Here is a 17,296-nt window from a genome sequence, read left to right as displayed (position 1 = left end):
CTTTCGGAGACGAGCATGTTCAACAAACTCAAGGTAGGCACCCGCCTCGGCATCCTGGTCGCGCTGCTGTCCATCATCGTGATGGCTGTCGGCTACGCGGGCATGCGCGGCATGAACTTCAGCAACGGCAAGCTCAAAACGGTGTACGAGGACCGCACCATCGCCCTCGGCCAGTTGGCCAAGATCGGCGACGCCATGCTGCGCATGCGCCACCGCAGTGTGCAAGCCTCGTTCGGCGCCACGCCGGCCGAGGTGGAAGCCGACCTGGTGGCGCTGGAAAAGAACGACGCAGCCTTCAAGAAGAACATGGGCGATTACCTGGGTACGGTGCTCACGCCCGAGGAAAAGAAGATGGTCGATGAGTTCACGCCAGCCTGGAATGCCTACAACGACAAGCGCGCCGCCGCCATGGCGCTGGCCAGGGCCGGCAACCAGAAGGCTGCCGCCGAGGCCATGCGCAATATCGAAAAGGACTTTTACCTGCCCCTGGACTTGCTGACCAAGCTGCGCACGCTGCAGGAAGATGTGGCCAGGCAGGAGTACGAAGACGCGGTCAGGCAATACGACGACACCACGCGCCTGAACGTGGGCCTGATCTGCGGAGGCCTGCTGATTGGCGTGCTGCTGTCCTGGATCTTGATCCGCAGCCTGCTGCGCCAGCTGGGCGGCGAGCCTGATTATGCGGCGCAGATCGTCGGTGAAGTCGCCCACGGCAATCTGGCGGTCGACATCCGCGTGCGCGAAGGCGACCGCAGCAGCCTGCTGTATTCGATGAAGCAGATGGTGGACAAGCTGTCGCAGGTGGTGGCCGAAGTGACCAACGGCGCCCAGGTGCTGGCCGGTGCATCCGAAGAAGTGAGCGCCACCGCGCAGTCGCTGTCGCAGGCGGCCAGCGAGCAGGCGGCGGGCGTGGAGCAGACCAGCGCCTCGGTCGAGGAAATGACCGCCTCCATCGCGCAGAACACCGAGAACGCCAAAGTGACCGACGCCATGGCCAGCAAGGCCGCCATCGAGGCCACCGAGGGCGGTGCGGCGGTGAGGGAAACCGTGGCGGCCATGAAGCAGATCGCCAACAAGATCGTCATCATCGACGACATTGCCTACCAGACCAACCTGCTGGCCCTGAACGCTGCCATCGAGGCGGCGCGCGCAGGCGAACATGGCAAAGGCTTCGCCGTGGTCGCGGCTGAAGTGCGCAAGCTGGCCGAGCGCTCGCAGGTGGCGGCGCAGGAAATCGGCGAAGTGGCGGCCAGCAGCGTGAGCCTGGCCGAGCGCGCCGGAGAACTGCTGAACTCCATGGTCCCCAACATCAAGAAGACCTCCGACCTGGTGCAGGAGATCACGGCGGCATCGGAAGAACAGTCCACCGGCGTGGGCCAGATCAACGCGGCGGTCGGCCAGCTGTCCAGCACCACCCAGCAGAATGCCGCCGGCTCCGAGGAACTGGCGTCCACCGCCGAAGAGATGAGCAGCCAGGCCGAGGAACTGCAGGCCGCCATTGCCTTCTTCCGCGTGGCCGGCGCCGCGCCGGTGCAGCAGCGCGCCAACGTGCAAGTATTGCGCAAACCGCCTGCGCGCAGCGGCGGCCGCAAGCCCGCGTCGCCGTCCGGTGGCCATGTCAGCCTGGCGCACTTCCCGGACGGCGAGCCGGACGAAGCGCACTTCACCAAGTTCTGAGCGGGAACGGCATATGCAAGCGTTACCGCAAGCCCCTGCGCAATACCTGACCTTCACCCTGGGCGGCGAGACCTATGCGGTCGGCATCCTGGCGGTGAAGGAAATCATCGAATACGCCGGACTGACGCCGGTGCCGATGATGCCCGAAGCGATACGCGGCGTGATCAACCTGCGCGGCGCCGTGGTGCCGGTGATGGACCTGGCCGCGCGCTTCGGCCGCCAGGCCAGCGAAATCACCAAGCGCACCTGCATCGTCATCGTTGAAGTGGTGCAGGGGCACACCGGAGAACACCAGGTGCTCGGCGTGATGGTGGACGCCGTCAGCGCCGTGCTGGAAATTGCCGCGGCCGACATCGAACCGGCGCCGGCCTTCGGCGCGCGCATCCGCAGCGACTTCATCGCCGGCATGGGCAAGGTCAACGGCAAGTTCGTGATCCTGCTGGACGCCAGCCAGGTGCTGTCGGTGGACGAAATCAGCGCGTTGGCGGCCGCATGACACCCGCCGCCATCAGCGACCATGAGTTCGCGCAGTTCCAGCGCTTCATATTCGACGCCGCCGGCATCACGATGGCGCCCAGCAAAAAGGCGCTGGTCAGCGGCCGCCTGTCCAAGCGCCTGCAGCACCACCGCGTGAGCTCCTACGGCGAGTACTTCAAGCTGCTGGCCAGCGGGCAGGCGCCCGGTGAAACGCAATTCGCAGTGGACCTGCTGACCACCAACGAGACCTACTTCTTCCGCGAGAACAAGCATTTCGACCTGCTGCGCAATGTGGCGCAGGAAGCGCGCGCGAGCGGCCAGGCCCTGCGCGTATGGAGCGCCGCCTGCTCCTCCGGCGAAGAACCGTACAGCATCGCCATGGTGCTGGCCGACGTGCTGGAACAGCAGCGCTGGGAGATCACCGCGTCCGACATCAGCAGCCGCGTGCTGCACAAGGCGCGCTTCGGCCACTATCCGATGGAACGCACCGGCAACATCCCGCGCAGCTACCTGCAGCGTTTCTGCCTGAAAGGGATGGACCAGTACGCGGGCACGCTGCTGGTGCAGCGGCCCTTGCGCCAGCGCGTGCAGTTCATGGAAGTAAACCTCAACGCGCCACTGCCGCAGCTGGGCAGCTTCGACGTGATCTTCCTGCGCAATGTGCTGATCTACTTCAGCGCCGCGACCAAGCGCCAGGTGGTGGCGCGCGTGGCGCAGCAGCTCAAGCCGGGCGGCTACCTGTTCATCGGCCACTCCGAAAGCCTGAACGACATCAACAGCGACGTGGCCATGCTGGCGCCGTCGATTTACCGCAAGCCCTGAGCGCTCGTCCCCGCGCGGACTCAGTAGGCGCCGTGCGGCAGCTGGTGGTCCAGGTCCAGAAACTGCTGCGTGAGCCAGCGGCCTGCCGGTCCCGGCTCCTCGTCGCCGCGATGGATCACGAACAGCGGATACTGGAACGCCTTGCCGTCCGCGATATCGAGCTGCACCAGGCGGCCGCTGGCCAGGTCGTCGTAGACCATGGCGTGCGGCATGCTGCCCCAGCCCAGCCCCCCGCGCAGCAGCGCGTGCTTGGACGCCAGGTCGCCCAGGCGCCAGTTGCGCAGTCCCAGCACGCCGAAGTCCTTGCCGGCGGTGAGCGAACTGCGGTCGGTGAGCACCAGCTGCATGTGGTCGCGCAGCGCCGAGACCGGGATCTTGCCCTCGATGTTAGCCAGCGGATGGTCTGGCGAACACACCGGCATCATCGTCACTTCGCCCGCCGCGCGGCGCTCGATGGCGTCCGGCGGCGCGATCACCCCGCCGCAGATGCCGATGTGGCACACCCGTTCCAGCACCAGCTGGGTCACCGCCCCCAGCGCCTCGGTGCGCAAGCGCATCGCCACGGTGGGGAACTGCTGCTGGAACTGGTTCAGGATACGCACCAGCAGGCAGGTGGGGAACATCACATCGACCACCAGCGACACTTCCGCCTCCAGCCCGGCCGACAGCGCCTTGGCGCGCGAGCGCATGCTGTCGACCTTCATCGACACGGCGCGCGCGTCGGCCAGCAAGGCGCGGCCGGCCTCGGTCAGGGTGGGTTTGCGGCTGCTGCGGTCCAGCAGCGCGATGTTGAGCTGGTCCTCCAGGTTGGCGATGGTGTAGCTGATGACGGACTGCGTGCGGTGCAGCGCGCGCGCCGCGTGGGCGAAGCCGCCATGGTCGATGACGGCGATGAACACGCGCAGCTGGTCCAGGGAAGGGTGGCCGGGGTCTCTCATGATCTAAAAAATCGATGCTATCGATTGAAATTTGCAGTATTTCATCGATACTAAACCCGTTCTATGATGCATGCAATCCCAACCGGGTCCCACTTGGGTTCCACATCTTGAAGGAGCAGCATCATGGCAAATGTACTTTATATCAACAGCAGCGTACGTAACTCCGGTTCCCTGTCGCGCCAGCTGTCGGCAGAATTCATCGCCAAATGGAAGGCCGCCAACCCGTCCGACACGATCGTCGAGCGCGACCTCGCCGCCCATCCCGTGCCGCACCTGACCGAGCAGATGATGGGCGCCTTCTTCACCCCGGCCGAAGCGCGCAATGCCGACCAGGCCCACACGGTGAAGATTTCCGACACGCTGGTGGCCGAAGTGCAGGCGGCGGACGTGATCGTGATCGGCGCGCCGATGTATAACTTCTCGGTCAGCTCCACGCTGAAAGCCTGGATCGACCACATCGCCCGCGCCGGCGTCACCTTCAAGTACACCGAAACCGGCCCGGTCGGCCAGTTGACCGGCAAAAAGGTCTACATCTTCACGGCCACCGGCGGCGTATACAGCGAAGGTCCGGCAGCCGGCTACGACCACCTGAGCACCTACCTGCGCGCCGTGCTGGGTTTCCTGGGCCTGACCGACATCACCTTCGTGCAAGCCGAAGGCGTGGCGCTGGGCGAGCAAGCCGTGGCCGACACCCTGGCCAAGACCCGCAAATCGATCGACGAACTGGTTGCCGCCTAAGCAAGCTGTGCCGCATCCTTCCTACTTCGGGGTCTGACCCCGAAGTAGGAAGGATGCGGCACAGGTCGCTTGTAGGAATTCGCGAATGTTTGTAAGGATTGCACTAGTGTTTTGTAGGAAATCCGGGCTGAAGGTATCATGGGGCTATCGCGCCACGGAGCCTGACCATGAAACGCAAATTGCACCTGCTTGTCATCGATCCGCAAAATGACTTTTGCGACTTGCCTGCCGCTTATCTGCCGGAGAATCCGGCCACCAAGGGCTTGCACGCGCCGGCGCTGCCGGTGCCAGGGGCGCACCAGGATATGCTGCGCCTGGCGGGCTTGATCAACCGCGGCCGCCACGGCTTGACGGCTATCAGCGTCACCCTCGATTCCCACCACCGCTACGACATCGCGCATCCGACCTTCTGGCTCAACGCGGAGGGCGCCGCGCCCGAGCCGTTTACCCAGATCACCGCCGCCGACGTGCGCGGGAAAAAATTCCTGCCGCGCGATTCGGCCGCCTTGCCGCGCGCGCTGGCCTATCTGGATGCGCTCGAACAGGCCGAGCGCTATCGCCTGATGATCTGGCCGGTACATTGCGAGATCGGCTCTTGGGGCCACAATGTGCACGAGGATGTGCGCTCGGCCTATAACCGCTGGGAAGACGCGTCGCTCGGCACCGTCACCAAGATCGCCAAGGGTGCCAATCCCTGGACCGAGCACTATTCGGCCGTGATGGCCGAAGTGCCGGACGACGCCGATCCTGATACGCAATTGAACCGCACCCTGATCGACCGCCTGGCCGAAGCGGAACTGGTCTACATCGCCGGCGAGGCGGGCAGCCACTGCGTCAAGGCGACCACTGAACATATCGCCGCGCAGTTCACCGCGCGGTTCGGCGAGGACGGCCGCCGCCGCCTGGTGCTCATCACCGACTGCATGAGCCCCGTGGCCGGCTTCTGCGACCAGTACCAGGACTTCCTCGAAGAGATGGAGGAGAGCGGCGTACGCCTGGCCCAGTCGGGCGACGTGCTGCAAGAGCTGCTGGTCAATGCCGGCCGTTGAAGTGACTGGAGAATAACTTGATGATCCCCGTGGTACGCAGCCTGCTGGAAACCGACCTGTATAAATTCAGCATGTGGCAGGCTTTGCTGCATGGTCACCCCGGCGCGCACGCCGAGTACGAGTTCCTGTGCCGGAACACGACCGTGTTCCCGCTGGCCGAACTGGCCGATGAAGTGAACGCGCAGCTGGACCACTTGTGCGCCATGTCCTTCGCCGACGACGAGCTGGATTATCTGCGCTCGCTGCGCTACATGAAGGCCGACTTTGTCGATTTCCTGGCCGTGTTCCGCTTCCAGCGCAAGTTCATCCACGTGGAGGTGCAGGGCGACGCGCTGGCCATCACGGCCGCCGGCCCGCAGGTGCATGTGATGGGCTTCGAGATCTTCGTGCTCTACATCGTCAACGAGCTGTATTTCCGCCGCTTCGACCAGGCCGGCGCGCTGGCCGAGGGCCGCGAACGCCTGGTCGACAAGATCGCCTCGCTGAAGGCCTTCGGCCTGCAGCCAGGCCTGCGCCATCCCTTCGAGTTTTCCGACTTCGGCCTGCGCCGCCGTTTCTCCTCGGCCTGGCACGACGAGGTGGTGCTGCGCCTGGCGGCCGAGGTGCCGCAGTACTTCAAGGGCACCTCCAACGTTTACCTGGCCAAACGCCTTGGCATGGTGCCCATCGGGACCATGGCGCATGAGTACATGCAGTCCTTCCAGGCTTTCGGCGTGCGCTTGCGCGACTTCCAGAAGGCTGCGCTGGAGGACTGGGTGCAGGAGTACCGGGGCGACCTGGGCGTGGCGCTGACCGACGTGGTGGGCATGGATGCGTTCCTGGACGACTTCGACCTGTACTTCGCCAAGCTGTTCGACGGCCTGCGGCACGATTCCGGCGATCCGGTGGTGTGGGGCGAGAAGGCGCTGGCGCATTATGCCGCGCTGCGCATCGACGCCAACACCAAGCGCCTGGTGTTCTCGGACGGCCTGGACCTGCCGACCGCCTTCAGCCTGTACCGCCACTTCGCCGGCCGCATCATGACCGGCTTCGGCATCGGCACCAATCTCACCAACGACGTCGGCCTGACGCCGCTCAACATCGTCATGAAGCTGGTGCGCTGCAATGGCCAGTCGGTGGCCAAGCTGTCCGATTCGCCGGGCAAGACCATGTGCAAGGACGAGACCTTCCTGGCTTACCTGCGGCAGGTATTCCACCACCCTGTGTAAGCACCAGCCTGCCTTCCAGTCGCTCCTCGTCAACCGGACCTTGCTCAACATTTGATGCGGCGCAAGGAGCGTCTTGTTTCGGCGCGGGGCGCCGCTGCGCCGATTATTCTTAACTGCGTGAGTAGGGGAATGTCTACAACGCAGGAGGAAATCATGCCGAGCCTATCGAGCTGCTTGCCATTTACAGCGGCATTGCTGATGTCGCTGGCCTCAATTTGCCACGCGGATACCTGGCGCGGTACCGCGCCGTTCTGTGATGGCTCGTGTCTTCCCGGGGAGCAGAAAGTTGGTGAAAGCGACTATGGCGACGGCGGATATTGCGTCACCGGGAAGAAGGCCTTGTGCCGCAACGCCAATCCAGCCTGTCCGGTGACCTCCACGAAAACAGAGTGCTACGGCGTGGTCAAGATATGCGAGAACGGTTCTGCGGACCAGACCGGCTTCTGGCGCGGTTGCACCACGTACGCGTGCGGCGTGTGCATTGGAATCGGCAGCACGTCGTCGGCGCTGACCTTTGGCGCTCCGCCTTGCAGGCAGGGCTATGTATGGCGGGAGGCGGTGGCGGATGACTACGTCTGCGTTCCGCCGTCGACCCGTTCGCAAGCGGCCCGGGACAACCGGCAAGCCGCTGACCGCCGTTCACCCAACGGTGGTCCTTACGGCCCGGCCACCTGCAAAAGCGGATACGTCTGGCGGGAGGCATCCCCGAGCGACCTGGTATGCGTAACGCCGGAAACCCGGGCCCAAACGGCGGCCGACAATGGCCTTGCGGCCGAACGGCGGGTGCCGGCGCCTGTCAACTATGGTCGCGATACGTGCGAGCAGGGCTATGTCTGGCGCGAGGCGATTGCCAACGACCGCGTCTGCGTGACGCCGCAGACCCGCGCGCAGGCGTGGGCCGACAACGCGGCGGCGGCTTCCCGGCGTTCTCCCAATGGCGGGCCGTCCGGTCCCGATACATGCAAACCGGGCTTTGTCTGGCGTGAAGTGGTGCCCACCGATCATGTCTGCGTCGATCCGGCGGTGCGGCAGGCTGTGGCCAGCGACAACGGCGCCGCGAGGCAGCGGCGAGTGGCGCACTAGCACCTCCGCGGCTTGAGCTGCCTCCGCTGCGCCCGCTTGCCGCCGGCTTCGCGCGCACGCGGCACCTGGTTCGCGGCCTTCTGCAAGCGGCTGCGGTAATCGCCCGGCGTGACGCCCACGCCACGTCAGGCCTGTCGCAGTTCGCTAGGCGTCGATGGCGTTGTGGCGGCGCAAAATGGCTTCGGCCTGCTCGCGCTGGTCGTCGTCCAGCACGTCCACGCTCAGCAGCGCGACCGGGCGCGGGCGCGGCTCGTCGGTTTTGTCCGCGCTGTCCGGCGTGAGGGAGTTGAAGATATTATCGACTGCCGATACGGTGGTGCTTTGCGCGAGCGCACGGTGCGGCGCCAGGTTGAGGGCGCTGGCGGGGAAGCCCGCCGCCAGCAGCGCGCCGCGGGCGGCCTCGGCGTCGTCCTGCGACATGAAATTGCGGTGGATTGTATTGGCCATGACGGCGTGCTCCTTGGATCGTTGCGTGATGGCGTATTGTGGGCGAAAGCGGCGCGCCGCGTCGCCGCCTTCGGGGCAGGGGGCTTAGAAACCGGTGATGACGGTTTCGCTGTGCTCGACCTTGGGCGGCTGGGCGAAGAAGCCGCCCACCAGCGCGCGCCAGGCCTGGAAGTCCTCGCTGCCGCGGAAGTCGACGGTATGGTTCTCCAGCGTGGTCCAGTTGATCACCAGGTGGTAGGTGTCGGGACGCTCGATGATGCGTTCGAGGCGCATCGCCTCGCAGCCCTTGGCGCGCTTGAACAGCGGCACGGCTTCCTTGACGGCCGCTTCGAACGCGGCGTTGGTGTCGGGTTTGATCTGAATTTCGGCGACTTCGTAAATCATGGTCAGGTCCTCAGGTTGGCAATCCAACCATTTTGCCCGAAAGCACAGAACCATGCACGGAGCCGCCGTAATACCCGCTAGATGCCGGCGGTGTTCTATTGGCGATTGCCGCCGCTGCCGGAAGGGGCGGGTTTCTCCAGGCCTTGCCGCAGGGCGTCGGCGTTGCAGTCGCGCTGGAAGCCTTCGGCGCGCTGGTCTTCGGTGCAGCCGCCCGACAGCAAGTCGTCGGTGCGGCCGGCGGACTGGCTGTTGCCGGGCGCTGCGGCGTCGCGGATGCCGGACTGGCTGCTGCCCCCCGTGCTGCCGGCGCCCATGCTGCCGGCGCTGGTCGTGCCCGAGTGGGTTTGCTGCTCGAATTTGCGGCGTCGTGGTTCGTATGCGTCCATGATGGTCTCCTCATTCCGGTTGCGCGTGGGTATGAGGAGTATAGGACTCGCGCCGGGGATGTCCAGCAAAATAGATTCAGCTATAAATCAAGCTCAATCCAGGTGGGGGCGTGGTCGCTGGGCTTCTCCCGGCCGCGCACGTCGCGGTCCACATTGGCCGCTTGCAGCACGCTGGCCAGCGCGGGACTGAGCAGCAAATGGTCGATGCGCAAGCCGGCGTCGCGGCCGTAGGCGTTGCGGAAATAGTCCCAGAAGGTGTAGATGCGCTCGCCCGGGTGCATGGTGCGCAGCGCGTCGCACCAGCCTTGTTCCAGCAGCCGGTGAAAGGCCGCCCGCGTTTCCGGGCGGAACAGCGCGTCGTCCACCCAGCGCTCCGGCTTGTAGACGTCCAGCTCGGTGGGCATGACGTTGAAGTCGCCCGCCAGCACCACCGGCGCGCCGGTGTCCAGCAGCTCGGCGGCGCGCAGGATCAGGCGCTCGAACCACTTCAGCTTGTAGTCGAACTTGGGGCCGGGCGCGGGGTTGCCGTTGGGCAGGTAGAGGCAGGCCACCACCACCCCGTCCACCACCGCTTCGATGTAGCGGCTTTGCGCGTCGTCGGGATCGCCCGCCAGCCCGCGCCCCACCTCCAGCGGCGCCTTGCCGCGCGCCAGGATCGCCACCCCGTTCCAGCTCTTCTGCCCGTGCCAGATGCATAGGTAGCCGGCCGCGTTGAGCGCCGCTTCGGGAAATTTCTCCTGCGGCGCCTTCAACTCCTGCAGGCAGGCGACGTCGGGCCTGGTTTCGCCCAGCCATTGCAGCAGCGCAGGCAGGCGGCTGGTGATGCCGTTGACATTGAACGTGGCGATGCGCATGGCCCCTCCGCAGTCAGGTGGAGCGCCTATTGTGACCGCAAGCGGCCAGGTCTGCCGCACGCTTTCGCCACGCTATGCTGCGTCAGGCTGCCTCAGGCTGCCTCAGGCCGCGTCCGCCGCCAGCGCCGGGTAGTCCGTGTAGCCCTCGGCGCCGCCGCCGTAGAACGCGGCCCGGTTCGGCTCGTTGAGCGGAGCGCCACGGCGGAAACGTTCGGGCAGGTCCGGGTTGGCGAGGAAGCTGCTGCCGAACACGGCGGCGTCGGCTTGGCCGCCGGCCAGCAAGGCCTCGGCGCTTGCCTGGGTCAGCCCGCCGCCCACCAGGTAGGCACCCTTGAAGCGCGGACGCAGCAGCGCGTGGTAGTCGGTCTTGGCGCCGAACAGCGCCACGTGCAGGTAGGCCAGGCCCAGCTTGTCGATATGCTCGACCAGGTAGGCGTAGGTTTCCTGCGGCGCGTCGTCGCGGATGTCGTTGAAGTTCATCTCGGGCGAGATCTTGACGCCAACGCGGTCCGCCCCGGCTTCGCCCGCCATGGCGGCCAGCACCTCCAGCACGAAGCGCGCGCGGTTGGGCAGCGAGCCACCGTACGCGTCGCCGCGCTGATTGGTGCCGGAGGACAGGAACTGCTCGGGCAAGTAGCCGGACGCGGCGTGCAGCTCCACGCCGTCGAAGCCCGCTGCCAGCGCGCGGCGGGTGGCGCGGCGGTAGCCGTCGATCGCGTCCGCGATCTCGTCCAGCGCCAGCGCGCGCGGCGTGACCATGTCTTGCTGGCCCTGCGCGGTCCAGGCCTGGCCTGCGGGGCGGATGGCAGATGGCGCCACCGGCTGCGCGCCGTCCAGCAGCAAGGGATGCGAAATGCGGCCGCAATGCATGAGCTGCATGAAGATGCGGCCGCCGCGCGCGTGCACCGCGCCGGTGATTTTTTTCCACGCCTCGACTTGCGCATCGGTCTCGATGCCGGGCGTGCGCACATAGCCCTTGCCCGTGGCTGCGGGGAATACGCCCTCTGTGATGATCAGCCCGGCACTGGCGCGCTGCGCGTAGTAGGCGGCGACCAGTTCGCCGGGCACGCCCGCGTCGTCCGAGCGGGAGCGCGTCATCGGCGCCATGATCATGCGGTTGGACAGGTCGGTGCGGCCGATGCGGACGGGGGTGAGCAATTGTTTGGCGGTCATGACGGGTTCCTTGGTTAGCTTGCGTGCGACGAGTATCCGTCATTCCACCGATGGGATAAATATGAGAAAATGGAATTCATTAATTCATTTTTGACGCAATCAAGCGTGCGATGCCGATGGACCTGCTCAACGACATGGCCTTGTTTGTGGAGGTGGCCAAAGTGCTCAGTTTCCGGCGCGCCTCCGAAGTAACGGGCATTCCCAACTCCACGCTGTCGCGCCGCATCACGGCGCTGGAGAAGGCCATCGGGCTGCGGCTCATGCACCGCACCACGCGCCGGATCGAGCTCACGGAAGCGGGACAGACTTACTTCGAACGCTGCAAGCGCATCGTGGACGAGGCCCGGCTGGCGCACGAGCAACTGGGCGACCTGCTGGCCCAGCCCAGCGGCGTGCTGCGCGCTGCCGTGGCGGTGGACTTCGGCATCACCTTCCTGGCGCCTTTGCTGGTGGAGTTCGCGGCCCTGTATCCCGGCCTGCGCTTCGAGCTGGACCTGGCGCCGCGCAACGTGGACCTGGTAAGCGAACCGTTCGACCTGGCCATCCGCATGGGCGAGCAGCCCGATTCGACGCTGATTGCGCGGCCGCTGGCGCGCCTGCCCGGTTACCTGTACGCGGCGCCGGCTTACCTGGAGCGGGCCGGCGAGCCGGCGCAGCCGCACGAACTGGCGGGCCACGAATGCCTGGTGTTCCGCGCGGCGAAGGGCGTGTGGGCGCTGCAGCGCGGGGAGGATAGCGCCGGGGTGCCGGTGAGCGGGCGCTTCCGGCTCAACAGCCTGGGCATGGTGCGGCGCCTGGCGGCGCTGGGGCAGGGTATCGCCATCTTCCCGAAGGAGCTGGTGGCCGAGGAAGTGGCCAGCGGGCGCCTGCGGCAGATCCTGCCGCAATGGACGGCGCCATCCACCGCGGTGTATGCCGTCACGGCAACCCGCCTGCTGCCCGCCAAGACGCAGCGCTTTATCGAGTTCCTGACTGAACGGCTGCGGCAGGGTTGATGCTGTACGGCCGTTCGCGGTACTCGAAGTAGTCGAAGTCGGCGTGCAGGCCGCTGCCCGCCATGTCCTGGCAAGCCATGCCGACAAAAGTGCCGGTGAAGTTGGGCTGGCCCGGCGCGTTCGCTTCGTCCGACAGGATGCTGGCATCGAACTGCTGCGGCAGCCATTGCCAGTCGCCGCCGTCTGCGCCCACCCGGTAGCCGAACAGCAGGCGCTCCTCGTCCACTTCCACGCGCAGCTGCACCGGCACACCGGGCGGCAGCGCAATCGGCGCGGTGAAGGCGTCGCTCTGCACGTGGTTGGGCAGGCTGCTCATCACGCGCAGATGCTTGCCGGCGGCCTCGTCGTGCGTGATGTACAGGTAATGGAATTTGGCGCCGCCGTAGTAGCACACCAGGCCGGCCTGCTGCTGGTAGTGCTCGGGTTCGAAGTCCACGACGGTGGCGGCGCTGTAGCAGTGCGCTTGCTGGCGGCGCGCCACCAGCGCCTGGCGGAACTGGCTGCCCAGGCTTTCGCGGCCATACAGGCGCAAGTGGCCAGGCCGTGCCGTCAGGCTGAACAGCTCTTCGGGCCACGGCGTACGCAGCCACTGGAATGCCGGCGGCAGCGCCGGGGCGTCGAATTCGTCGCGCGCGGGCGCGATGGGGAAGCGCTGCTCCGGCAGGCCGGGCGCGGCGGCTTGCAGCTCGGGCGTGCCGTGGCCGTCCGCGCTGCGCAGCCAGCCGTCGCTGCCCCAGGCCATCGGCTGGATGGCGGTTTCGCGCCCCAAGGTGCAGGTGCCGCGGTTGCGCAGCGGACGGCCGCACAGGTACACCATATAGGTCTGCCCGTCCTGCGTCTCCACCAGGTCGGCATGGCCCGCGCGCTGGAGCGCAGAGTCGGGACGGTGGCGCGCACTCAGGATGGTCTGGTCTGGATGCAGCTCGTACGGCCCTTGCAGCTTGCGCGCGCGCGCCATGGTCACGCCGTGGTTCCAGCCGGTGCCGCCTTCGGCGGTGAGCAGGTAGTAGTAGCCGTTGCGCTTGTAGATGTGCGGCCCTTCGGTCAGCCCGTGCGGCGTGCCCTGGAAGATGTTCTCGCGGCGGCCGATCAGGCGGCCCTCCTGCACCGAGTATTCCTGCATCACGATGCCGGCGAAGCGGTTGCTGCCGGGACGGTGGTCCCACAGCTGGTTCAGCACATACTTGCGGCCGTCGTCGTCGTGGAACAGCGAGGGATCGAAGCCGCTGCTGTTGAGGTGCACCGGGTCGGACCACGGGCCGTCGATGGTGGGGCTGGTGACGAGGTAGTTATGGAAGTCGCGCAGCGAGGCGCCGCCGCTGGCCGCGCCGGTGGAGGTGCGGCCGTAGCGTTTCACGTCCGTGTAGATCAGCCAGAACAGGCCGTCCGCATGGGTCAGGCAGGGCGCCCACACGCCGCAGGAGTCCGGCGCGCCCAGCATGTTGAGCTGGCTGGCGCGGGTGAGCGGACGGGTGAGCAGGCGCCAGTGCACCAGGTCGCGAGAATGGTGGATCTGCACGCCCGGGTACCATTCGAAGGTGGAGGTGGCGATGTAGTAGTCGTCGCCCACGCGCACGATGGACGGGTCGGGATTGAAGCCGGGGAGGATGGGATTCTGAATCATGGTCTATTGGGTGACGAGGACGGGCTGCAGGGGCTCGCGCACCAGCACCCACAGCAGCAAGGCGGCCACCAGGTCCAGCACCGCCAGGCTGACAAAGAACGGCGTGTAGCCGACAGTGGAAATCAGGCCGCCGATCAGCAGCGAGAACAGCAGCAGCCCCAGGTTGCCGAAGCTGCCGCACATGCCGGCCACCGTGGCCACTTCGTTGCGGCGGAACAGGTCGGACGACATGGTGATGACGGTGACGGACAAGGTCTGGTGCGCAAAGCCGGCCAGGCTCAGCAGTGCAATCGCGGCATACGGGCTGTCCACGAAGCCGACAAAGGCCACGCCCATCATCATGCAGGCGCCCAGCGTGAACGCGCTGCGGCGCGCGTTAATCAGCCGCACGCCGCGCTTTTGCAGCGCCAGCACCACCACGGGGCCGAACAGGCAGCCCAGGTCGGCCGCCAGGAAGGGCAGCCAGGCGAACATGGCGATCTGCATCAGGTCGAAATGGCGCACCGTGGTCAGGTACAGCGGCACCCAGAACGACAGCGTGCCCCAGGTGGGATCGGCCAGGAAGCGGGGCAGGGCGATGCCCCAGAAATTGCGCATCCTGAGGATGCTGGTGATGGACGGGCGCTTGCCGTCGCCCTGCAGATGCTGTTCCTGTCCGTCCGCAATGTGCTTGGCCTCGGCGGCGGACAGGCGGCGGTGGCGCGCCGGCGCGTCGTACAGCAGCAGCCAGGCCGCCACCCACACCAGGCCCAGCGCGCCGGTGATCACGAAGGCGGACTGCCAGTTGTAGTGCAAAATGGCCCACACCACCAGCGGCGGCGCCAGCATGGAGCCGACCGAGGCGCCGATATTGAAGAAGCCGCCCGCCAGCCCGCGCTCCTTGGCCGGGAACCATTCGGACACGGCCTTCATGCCGGCCGGATTGGCCGATCCCTCGGCCAGGCCCAGCAGGCCGCGCAGCCAGGCCAGCGCCTGCCAGCTGGTGGCCATGCCGTGCGCCATGCAGATGACCGACCATGCCGCCGCAAACATGGCGAAGCCCCATTTCAGGCCGATCACGTCCAGCACGTAGCCGCACAGCGGCTGCAGCATGATGGCCCCCTGGAACGCCGCCGTGATGTACGAGTATTCCTGGGTGGTGATGTTCAGTTCAGTGAGCAGCGTCGGCGCCGACACGGCCAGCGTGCTGCGTGTCAGGTAGTTGATGACCGCGCCCAGCATGATCAAGCCTATCATCCACCAGCGCAGTCCTTTGATCTTGGAGATAGTCATGTTTGCGCAACCATAAATGTGACGGGATACGCACGATACCATAATTTCGAAAAGGCTTGCTGAGTAATGATTGCGCTATCTTTTGCGGCGAGAAGGGGGCCAGAAGCGCCAGCGACGCCATCAGGCCGGCGGCGGCGAGCATCGCAGCGGTGTGCACGCAGACTGCGGCCAGCGCCAGCCCCAGCGAGCCGGTGGCGGTGATCTGGCGCGCCGGGCCGTCGCTGAGGCAGAACGGAATCAGGGCCGGCACCAGCATCAGGCCTGCGCCGTGGATGGTGGACACCATGCAGGACCACAGCGCCAGCGCGGCATGGCGGGCCGGCGGGCGGCCCGGCGTGCATGTGCTGCCCGGCAGGCGCGCGGCCTTGACGCGGCGCCCCAGCGCCGCCGGCGCGCCCAGCAGCGTCAGCACCGCGAGCAGGAATAGCGCACCGGCCAGCAGCTGGAGCGCGGCGCGCTCCATCGCCATGCCCAGCATGGCCGCAGCGGCCACCAGCACCACAGACGCGGTGTGGCCGGCGGCAATCGGCAGCAGTGCACGCAGGGCCGGCATGCGGCCGCCGTAGCGTCGGCCATGTAAGGCGGCGAAGATCCAGCCAGTGGCAGGGTTCAGCCCGTGCAGCGCGCCACTTCCCGCCACCGCCAGCCATGGCCATATGCTATCCATGCCACCTCCGCGTGTCCGCGTGGTCCGTGCTTCAGGCTGCGGCGTGGCAGCAGGCTGCGGATGCCGCTGCGGGGGCGTGCGCCGGCGCCGGATCGTACAGGTCGTGGTGGCGCACCCAGGACATGGTGTCGGCCTGGCCTTCCTCCTGCCGGCCCTTGGGCGTCAGGTCCAGCAAGGCATAGGTGTGCATCATCACCTCCACGCCGCGTCCGTAGGTGGAGTAGGTGCGGTAAATGTGTCCGTCGCCGTCCTTGTAGAACACGCTGATGCCCGGAGCATCCGGCAGCGGGAAGGGCTGCATGGTGAAGTTATAGTAGACGTTGCCCTTGGCCGTCTGCTCCGGCGTGAAACTGACATCGAAGTCGTAGTTGAAATCGCCGCTGCCGGATGACACCCAGTTGAACTGCCAGCCCATGCGCCGGCGGAAACGTTCGATGTCCTCTACCGGCGCGCGCGATACGGCCACGAAAGCCAGATCCCGCTGGGCCTGGTGCGGCAGCGCGCCGTCCGTGTGGTCCGCCATGTAGGAGCAGCTGCGGCAGCCTTGCTCCTTGCCGGGTGTGAACATGAAGTGCTGCACCATCAGCTGGCGGCGGCCTTCGAACAGATCGGCCAGCGCGCGCTTGCCCTGGGGTGTATCGAACACGTAATGCTTGTCGATGCGCACCCACGGCAGCGCGCGCCGTTCGCGGGCGACTGCATCGTGCAGGCGCATCAGTTCCTTCTCGCGCTCCAGCAAGGCCTTGCGTTCGCTGGTCCACTGCTCGCTGCTGACCACGGGATGGGTATGGGTATCGTTCATGATTTGCTCCTTGATGGCTTAGTTTTTCGGGCGCCGCACGGCGCGCACTTTGCCGCTGCCGCCGCCGCCCGCGTAGAACAGGTCCGCGCCGTCCGATTCCAGGCCGCTGATGTTCGTGCCGGCCGGCATTGCCAGCCGCTCCAGCACATCGCCACTGTTCGGGTCGACGCGGCGGATCTCGCTGTCGTCGCCCTCCCAGGTGGCGTGCCACAGTTCGCCGTCCACCCAGGTCACGCCGGTGACGAAGCGGTTGGAGCTGATGCTGCGGATGACGGCGCCGGTGGCGGGATCGATCTGGTGGATCTTGCGGTCGCGGTACTGGCCCACCCACAGGCTGCCTTCGGCCCAGGTCAGGCCCGAGTCGCCGCCCTGGCCGGGCGCGGGGATGGAGGACAGGACGTTGCCGGTGGCGGGGTCGATCTTGTCGATGCGGTCCTCGGCAATCTGGTACAGATAGGTGCCGTCGAAGGCGGTGCCGGCGTCGCAGGCACGGTCCAGCGTGCGCGTGGTGTCGCCGCTGGCCGGATCGAAGGCGATCAGTTTGGCGCCGGTGGCGGCCCACACGCGCTGGCCGTCATGGGTGACGCCGGCGATGCTGCTGGCGCCGTCGAAGGGCCCATACTCGCGCACGATTTCCGCCGTGCGCGGACTGCTTTGGTTCTTGCTGGTCATTGCTGTCTCCTGGTGTCGCGCCACGGAT

Annotated in this window: 19 protein-coding genes; 8 read left to right on the top strand and 11 right to left on the bottom strand. The window is 66.5% G+C overall.

Annotated elements, in window-relative coordinates; all coding sequences use genetic code 11:
* Positions 1 to 15: 15 nt before the first annotated feature.
* From ASD15_RS31125 to ASD15_RS31115, 3 genes are read left to right on the top strand one after another with little or no spacing between them, the layout of a single operon-like run.
* Positions 16 to 1,677: a methyl-accepting chemotaxis protein gene (locus ASD15_RS31125; RefSeq protein WP_057158938.1), complete on the top strand. Its 1,662-nt coding sequence runs from the start codon at positions 16 to 18 to the stop codon at positions 1,675 to 1,677.
* 13 nt (positions 1,678 to 1,690) lie between these two features.
* On the top strand, positions 1,691 to 2,173 hold the full coding sequence (locus tag ASD15_RS31120; RefSeq protein ID WP_057158937.1) for a chemotaxis protein CheW: 483 nt from the start codon (positions 1,691 to 1,693) through the stop codon (positions 2,171 to 2,173).
* Positions 2,170 to 2,976 carry a protein-glutamate O-methyltransferase CheR gene (locus ASD15_RS31115; RefSeq protein WP_057158936.1) on the top strand — a complete coding sequence of 269 codons (807 nt, stop codon included), beginning with the start codon at positions 2,170 to 2,172 and terminating at the stop codon, positions 2,974 to 2,976. The genes ASD15_RS31120 and ASD15_RS31115 overlap by 4 nt, the downstream gene beginning before the upstream one ends.
* A gap of 20 nt (positions 2,977 to 2,996) precedes the next feature.
* Here the strand turns inward: ASD15_RS31115 and ASD15_RS31110 are convergent, their stop codons facing one another.
* Positions 2,997 to 3,914 carry a LysR family transcriptional regulator gene (locus tag ASD15_RS31110; protein WP_057158935.1) on the bottom strand — a complete coding sequence of 306 codons (918 nt, stop codon included), beginning with the start codon at positions 3,912 to 3,914 and terminating at the stop codon, positions 2,997 to 2,999.
* A 123-nt stretch (positions 3,915 to 4,037) separates the two neighbouring features.
* On the opposite strand from ASD15_RS31110, the gene ASD15_RS31105 reads away from it, so the two are divergent.
* The 4 genes from ASD15_RS31105 to ASD15_RS32725 all read left to right on the top strand — a co-directional run bounded on the left by ASD15_RS31105 (position 4,038) and on the right by ASD15_RS32725 (position 7,992).
* Positions 4,038 to 4,652 (top strand): FMN-dependent NADH-azoreductase, encoded by a 615-nt coding sequence (locus ASD15_RS31105; RefSeq protein ID WP_057158934.1) that lies wholly within the window; start codon positions 4,038 to 4,040, stop codon positions 4,650 to 4,652.
* Positions 4,653 to 4,819: 167 nt separating this feature from the next.
* Complete coding sequence (locus ASD15_RS31100; RefSeq protein WP_057158933.1) at positions 4,820 to 5,701, top strand: hypothetical protein; 882 nt, start codon at positions 4,820 to 4,822, stop codon at positions 5,699 to 5,701.
* 20 nt (positions 5,702 to 5,721) lie between these two features.
* The gene (pncB, locus tag ASD15_RS31095) at positions 5,722 to 6,909 is read left to right on the top strand and encodes a nicotinate phosphoribosyltransferase (protein WP_057158932.1); all 1,188 of its coding nucleotides are present in this window, start codon (positions 5,722 to 5,724) and stop codon (positions 6,907 to 6,909) included.
* Between the two features lie 153 nt (positions 6,910 to 7,062).
* Positions 7,063 to 7,992 carry a hypothetical protein gene (locus tag ASD15_RS32725; protein ID WP_157201212.1) on the top strand — a complete coding sequence of 310 codons (930 nt, stop codon included), beginning with the start codon at positions 7,063 to 7,065 and terminating at the stop codon, positions 7,990 to 7,992.
* Between the two features lie 144 nt (positions 7,993 to 8,136).
* Here the strand turns inward: ASD15_RS32725 and ASD15_RS31090 are convergent, their stop codons facing one another.
* The 5 genes from ASD15_RS31090 to ASD15_RS31070 form a co-directional block, all read right to left on the bottom strand.
* Positions 8,137 to 8,439, bottom strand: a complete 303-nt coding sequence (locus ASD15_RS31090) for a hypothetical protein (protein ID WP_057158931.1) — start codon at positions 8,437 to 8,439, stop codon at positions 8,137 to 8,139.
* An 84-nt stretch (positions 8,440 to 8,523) separates the two neighbouring features.
* Positions 8,524 to 8,823, bottom strand: a complete 300-nt coding sequence (locus ASD15_RS31085; protein ID WP_057158930.1) for an antibiotic biosynthesis monooxygenase — start codon at positions 8,821 to 8,823, stop codon at positions 8,524 to 8,526.
* 95 nt (positions 8,824 to 8,918) lie between these two features.
* Positions 8,919 to 9,209 (bottom strand): hypothetical protein, encoded by a 291-nt coding sequence (locus ASD15_RS31080; RefSeq protein ID WP_057158929.1) that lies wholly within the window; start codon positions 9,207 to 9,209, stop codon positions 8,919 to 8,921.
* Between the two features lie 80 nt (positions 9,210 to 9,289).
* Positions 9,290 to 10,063 carry an exodeoxyribonuclease III gene (gene xth / locus ASD15_RS31075; RefSeq protein ID WP_057158928.1) on the bottom strand — a complete coding sequence of 258 codons (774 nt, stop codon included), beginning with the start codon at positions 10,061 to 10,063 and terminating at the stop codon, positions 9,290 to 9,292.
* A 102-nt stretch (positions 10,064 to 10,165) separates the two neighbouring features.
* Positions 10,166 to 11,236, bottom strand: a complete 1,071-nt coding sequence (locus tag ASD15_RS31070) for an alkene reductase (RefSeq protein ID WP_057158927.1) — start codon at positions 11,234 to 11,236, stop codon at positions 10,166 to 10,168.
* Positions 11,237 to 11,352: 116 nt separating this feature from the next.
* Between ASD15_RS31070 and ASD15_RS31065 the strand changes: the two genes are divergently transcribed.
* Positions 11,353 to 12,231: a LysR family transcriptional regulator gene (locus ASD15_RS31065; RefSeq protein WP_057159015.1), complete on the top strand. Its 879-nt coding sequence runs from the start codon at positions 11,353 to 11,355 to the stop codon at positions 12,229 to 12,231.
* Here the strand turns inward: ASD15_RS31065 and ASD15_RS31060 are convergent.
* The 5 genes from ASD15_RS31060 to ASD15_RS31040 are packed head-to-tail and all read right to left on the bottom strand — an operon-like array spanning position 12,194 to position 17,268.
* Positions 12,194 to 13,855, bottom strand: a complete 1,662-nt coding sequence (locus ASD15_RS31060; protein ID WP_057158926.1) for a glycoside hydrolase family 43 protein — start codon at positions 13,853 to 13,855, stop codon at positions 12,194 to 12,196. The genes ASD15_RS31065 and ASD15_RS31060 overlap by 38 nt on opposite strands.
* 3 nt (positions 13,856 to 13,858) lie before the next feature.
* Entirely contained in the window at positions 13,859 to 15,076 is a 1,218-nt protein-coding gene (locus ASD15_RS31055) for an MFS transporter (protein WP_307188311.1), read from the bottom strand.
* Entirely contained in the window at positions 15,006 to 15,794 is a 789-nt protein-coding gene (locus ASD15_RS32090) for a hypothetical protein (protein WP_200954131.1), read from the bottom strand. Before ASD15_RS32090 ends, ASD15_RS31055 begins: the two co-directional genes overlap by 71 nt.
* A 31-nt stretch (positions 15,795 to 15,825) precedes the next feature.
* Positions 15,826 to 16,596 (bottom strand): thioredoxin family protein, encoded by a 771-nt coding sequence (locus tag ASD15_RS31045; protein WP_057158923.1) that lies wholly within the window; start codon positions 16,594 to 16,596, stop codon positions 15,826 to 15,828.
* Positions 16,597 to 16,614: 18 nt separating this feature from the next.
* Positions 16,615 to 17,268: a PQQ-binding-like beta-propeller repeat protein gene (locus ASD15_RS31040; protein WP_057158922.1), complete on the bottom strand. Its 654-nt coding sequence runs from the start codon at positions 17,266 to 17,268 to the stop codon at positions 16,615 to 16,617.
* Between the last annotated feature and the right edge of the window lie 28 nt (positions 17,269 to 17,296).

The organism is Massilia sp. Root351 (assembly GCF_001425045.1).
Classification (GTDB): domain Bacteria; phylum Pseudomonadota; class Gammaproteobacteria; order Burkholderiales; family Burkholderiaceae_D; genus Rugamonas.
This window is presented reverse-complemented; position numbering and strand designations above follow the sequence as displayed.

Excerpts from the sequence above, each read along its gene's own strand:
- ASD15_RS31115 (WP_057158936.1), top strand. The coding sequence starts at position 2,170 with ATGACACCCGCCGCCATCAGCGACCATGAGTTCGCGCAGTTCCAGCGC.
- ASD15_RS32725 (WP_157201212.1), top strand. The coding sequence starts at position 7,063 with ATGCCGAGCCTATCGAGCTGCTTGCCATTTACAGCGGCATTGCTGATG.
- pncB (WP_057158932.1), top strand. The coding sequence starts at position 5,722 with ATGATCCCCGTGGTACGCAGCCTGCTGGAAACCGACCTGTATAAATTC.
- ASD15_RS31100 (WP_057158933.1), top strand. The coding sequence starts at position 4,820 with ATGAAACGCAAATTGCACCTGCTTGTCATCGATCCGCAAAATGACTTT.
- ASD15_RS31040 (WP_057158922.1), bottom strand. The coding sequence starts at position 17,268 with ATGACCAGCAAGAACCAAAGCAGTCCGCGCACGGCGGAAATCGTGCGC.
- ASD15_RS31110 (WP_057158935.1), bottom strand. The coding sequence starts at position 3,914 with ATGAGAGACCCCGGCCACCCTTCCCTGGACCAGCTGCGCGTGTTCATC.
- ASD15_RS31085 (WP_057158930.1), bottom strand. The coding sequence starts at position 8,823 with ATGATTTACGAAGTCGCCGAAATTCAGATCAAACCCGACACCAACGCC.
- ASD15_RS31080 (WP_057158929.1), bottom strand. The coding sequence starts at position 9,209 with ATGGACGCATACGAACCACGACGCCGCAAATTCGAGCAGCAAACCCAC.
- ASD15_RS31055 (WP_307188311.1), bottom strand. The coding sequence starts at position 15,076 with ATGCTGGGCGCGGTCATCAACTACCTGACACGCAGCACGCTGGCCGTG.
- ASD15_RS31090 (WP_057158931.1), bottom strand. The coding sequence starts at position 8,439 with ATGGCCAATACAATCCACCGCAATTTCATGTCGCAGGACGACGCCGAG.
- ASD15_RS31060 (WP_057158926.1), bottom strand. The coding sequence starts at position 13,855 with ATGATTCAGAATCCCATCCTCCCCGGCTTCAATCCCGACCCGTCCATC.
- ASD15_RS31120 (WP_057158937.1), top strand. The coding sequence starts at position 1,691 with ATGCAAGCGTTACCGCAAGCCCCTGCGCAATACCTGACCTTCACCCTG.
- ASD15_RS31065 (WP_057159015.1), top strand. The coding sequence starts at position 11,353 with ATGGACCTGCTCAACGACATGGCCTTGTTTGTGGAGGTGGCCAAAGTG.
- ASD15_RS31125 (WP_057158938.1), top strand. The coding sequence starts at position 16 with ATGTTCAACAAACTCAAGGTAGGCACCCGCCTCGGCATCCTGGTCGCG.
- ASD15_RS31070 (WP_057158927.1), bottom strand. The coding sequence starts at position 11,236 with ATGACCGCCAAACAATTGCTCACCCCCGTCCGCATCGGCCGCACCGAC.
- ASD15_RS31105 (WP_057158934.1), top strand. The coding sequence starts at position 4,038 with ATGGCAAATGTACTTTATATCAACAGCAGCGTACGTAACTCCGGTTCC.
- ASD15_RS31045 (WP_057158923.1), bottom strand. The coding sequence starts at position 16,596 with ATGAACGATACCCATACCCATCCCGTGGTCAGCAGCGAGCAGTGGACC.
- ASD15_RS32090 (WP_200954131.1), bottom strand. The coding sequence starts at position 15,794 with ATGGATAGCATATGGCCATGGCTGGCGGTGGCGGGAAGTGGCGCGCTG.
- xth (WP_057158928.1), bottom strand. The coding sequence starts at position 10,063 with ATGCGCATCGCCACGTTCAATGTCAACGGCATCACCAGCCGCCTGCCT.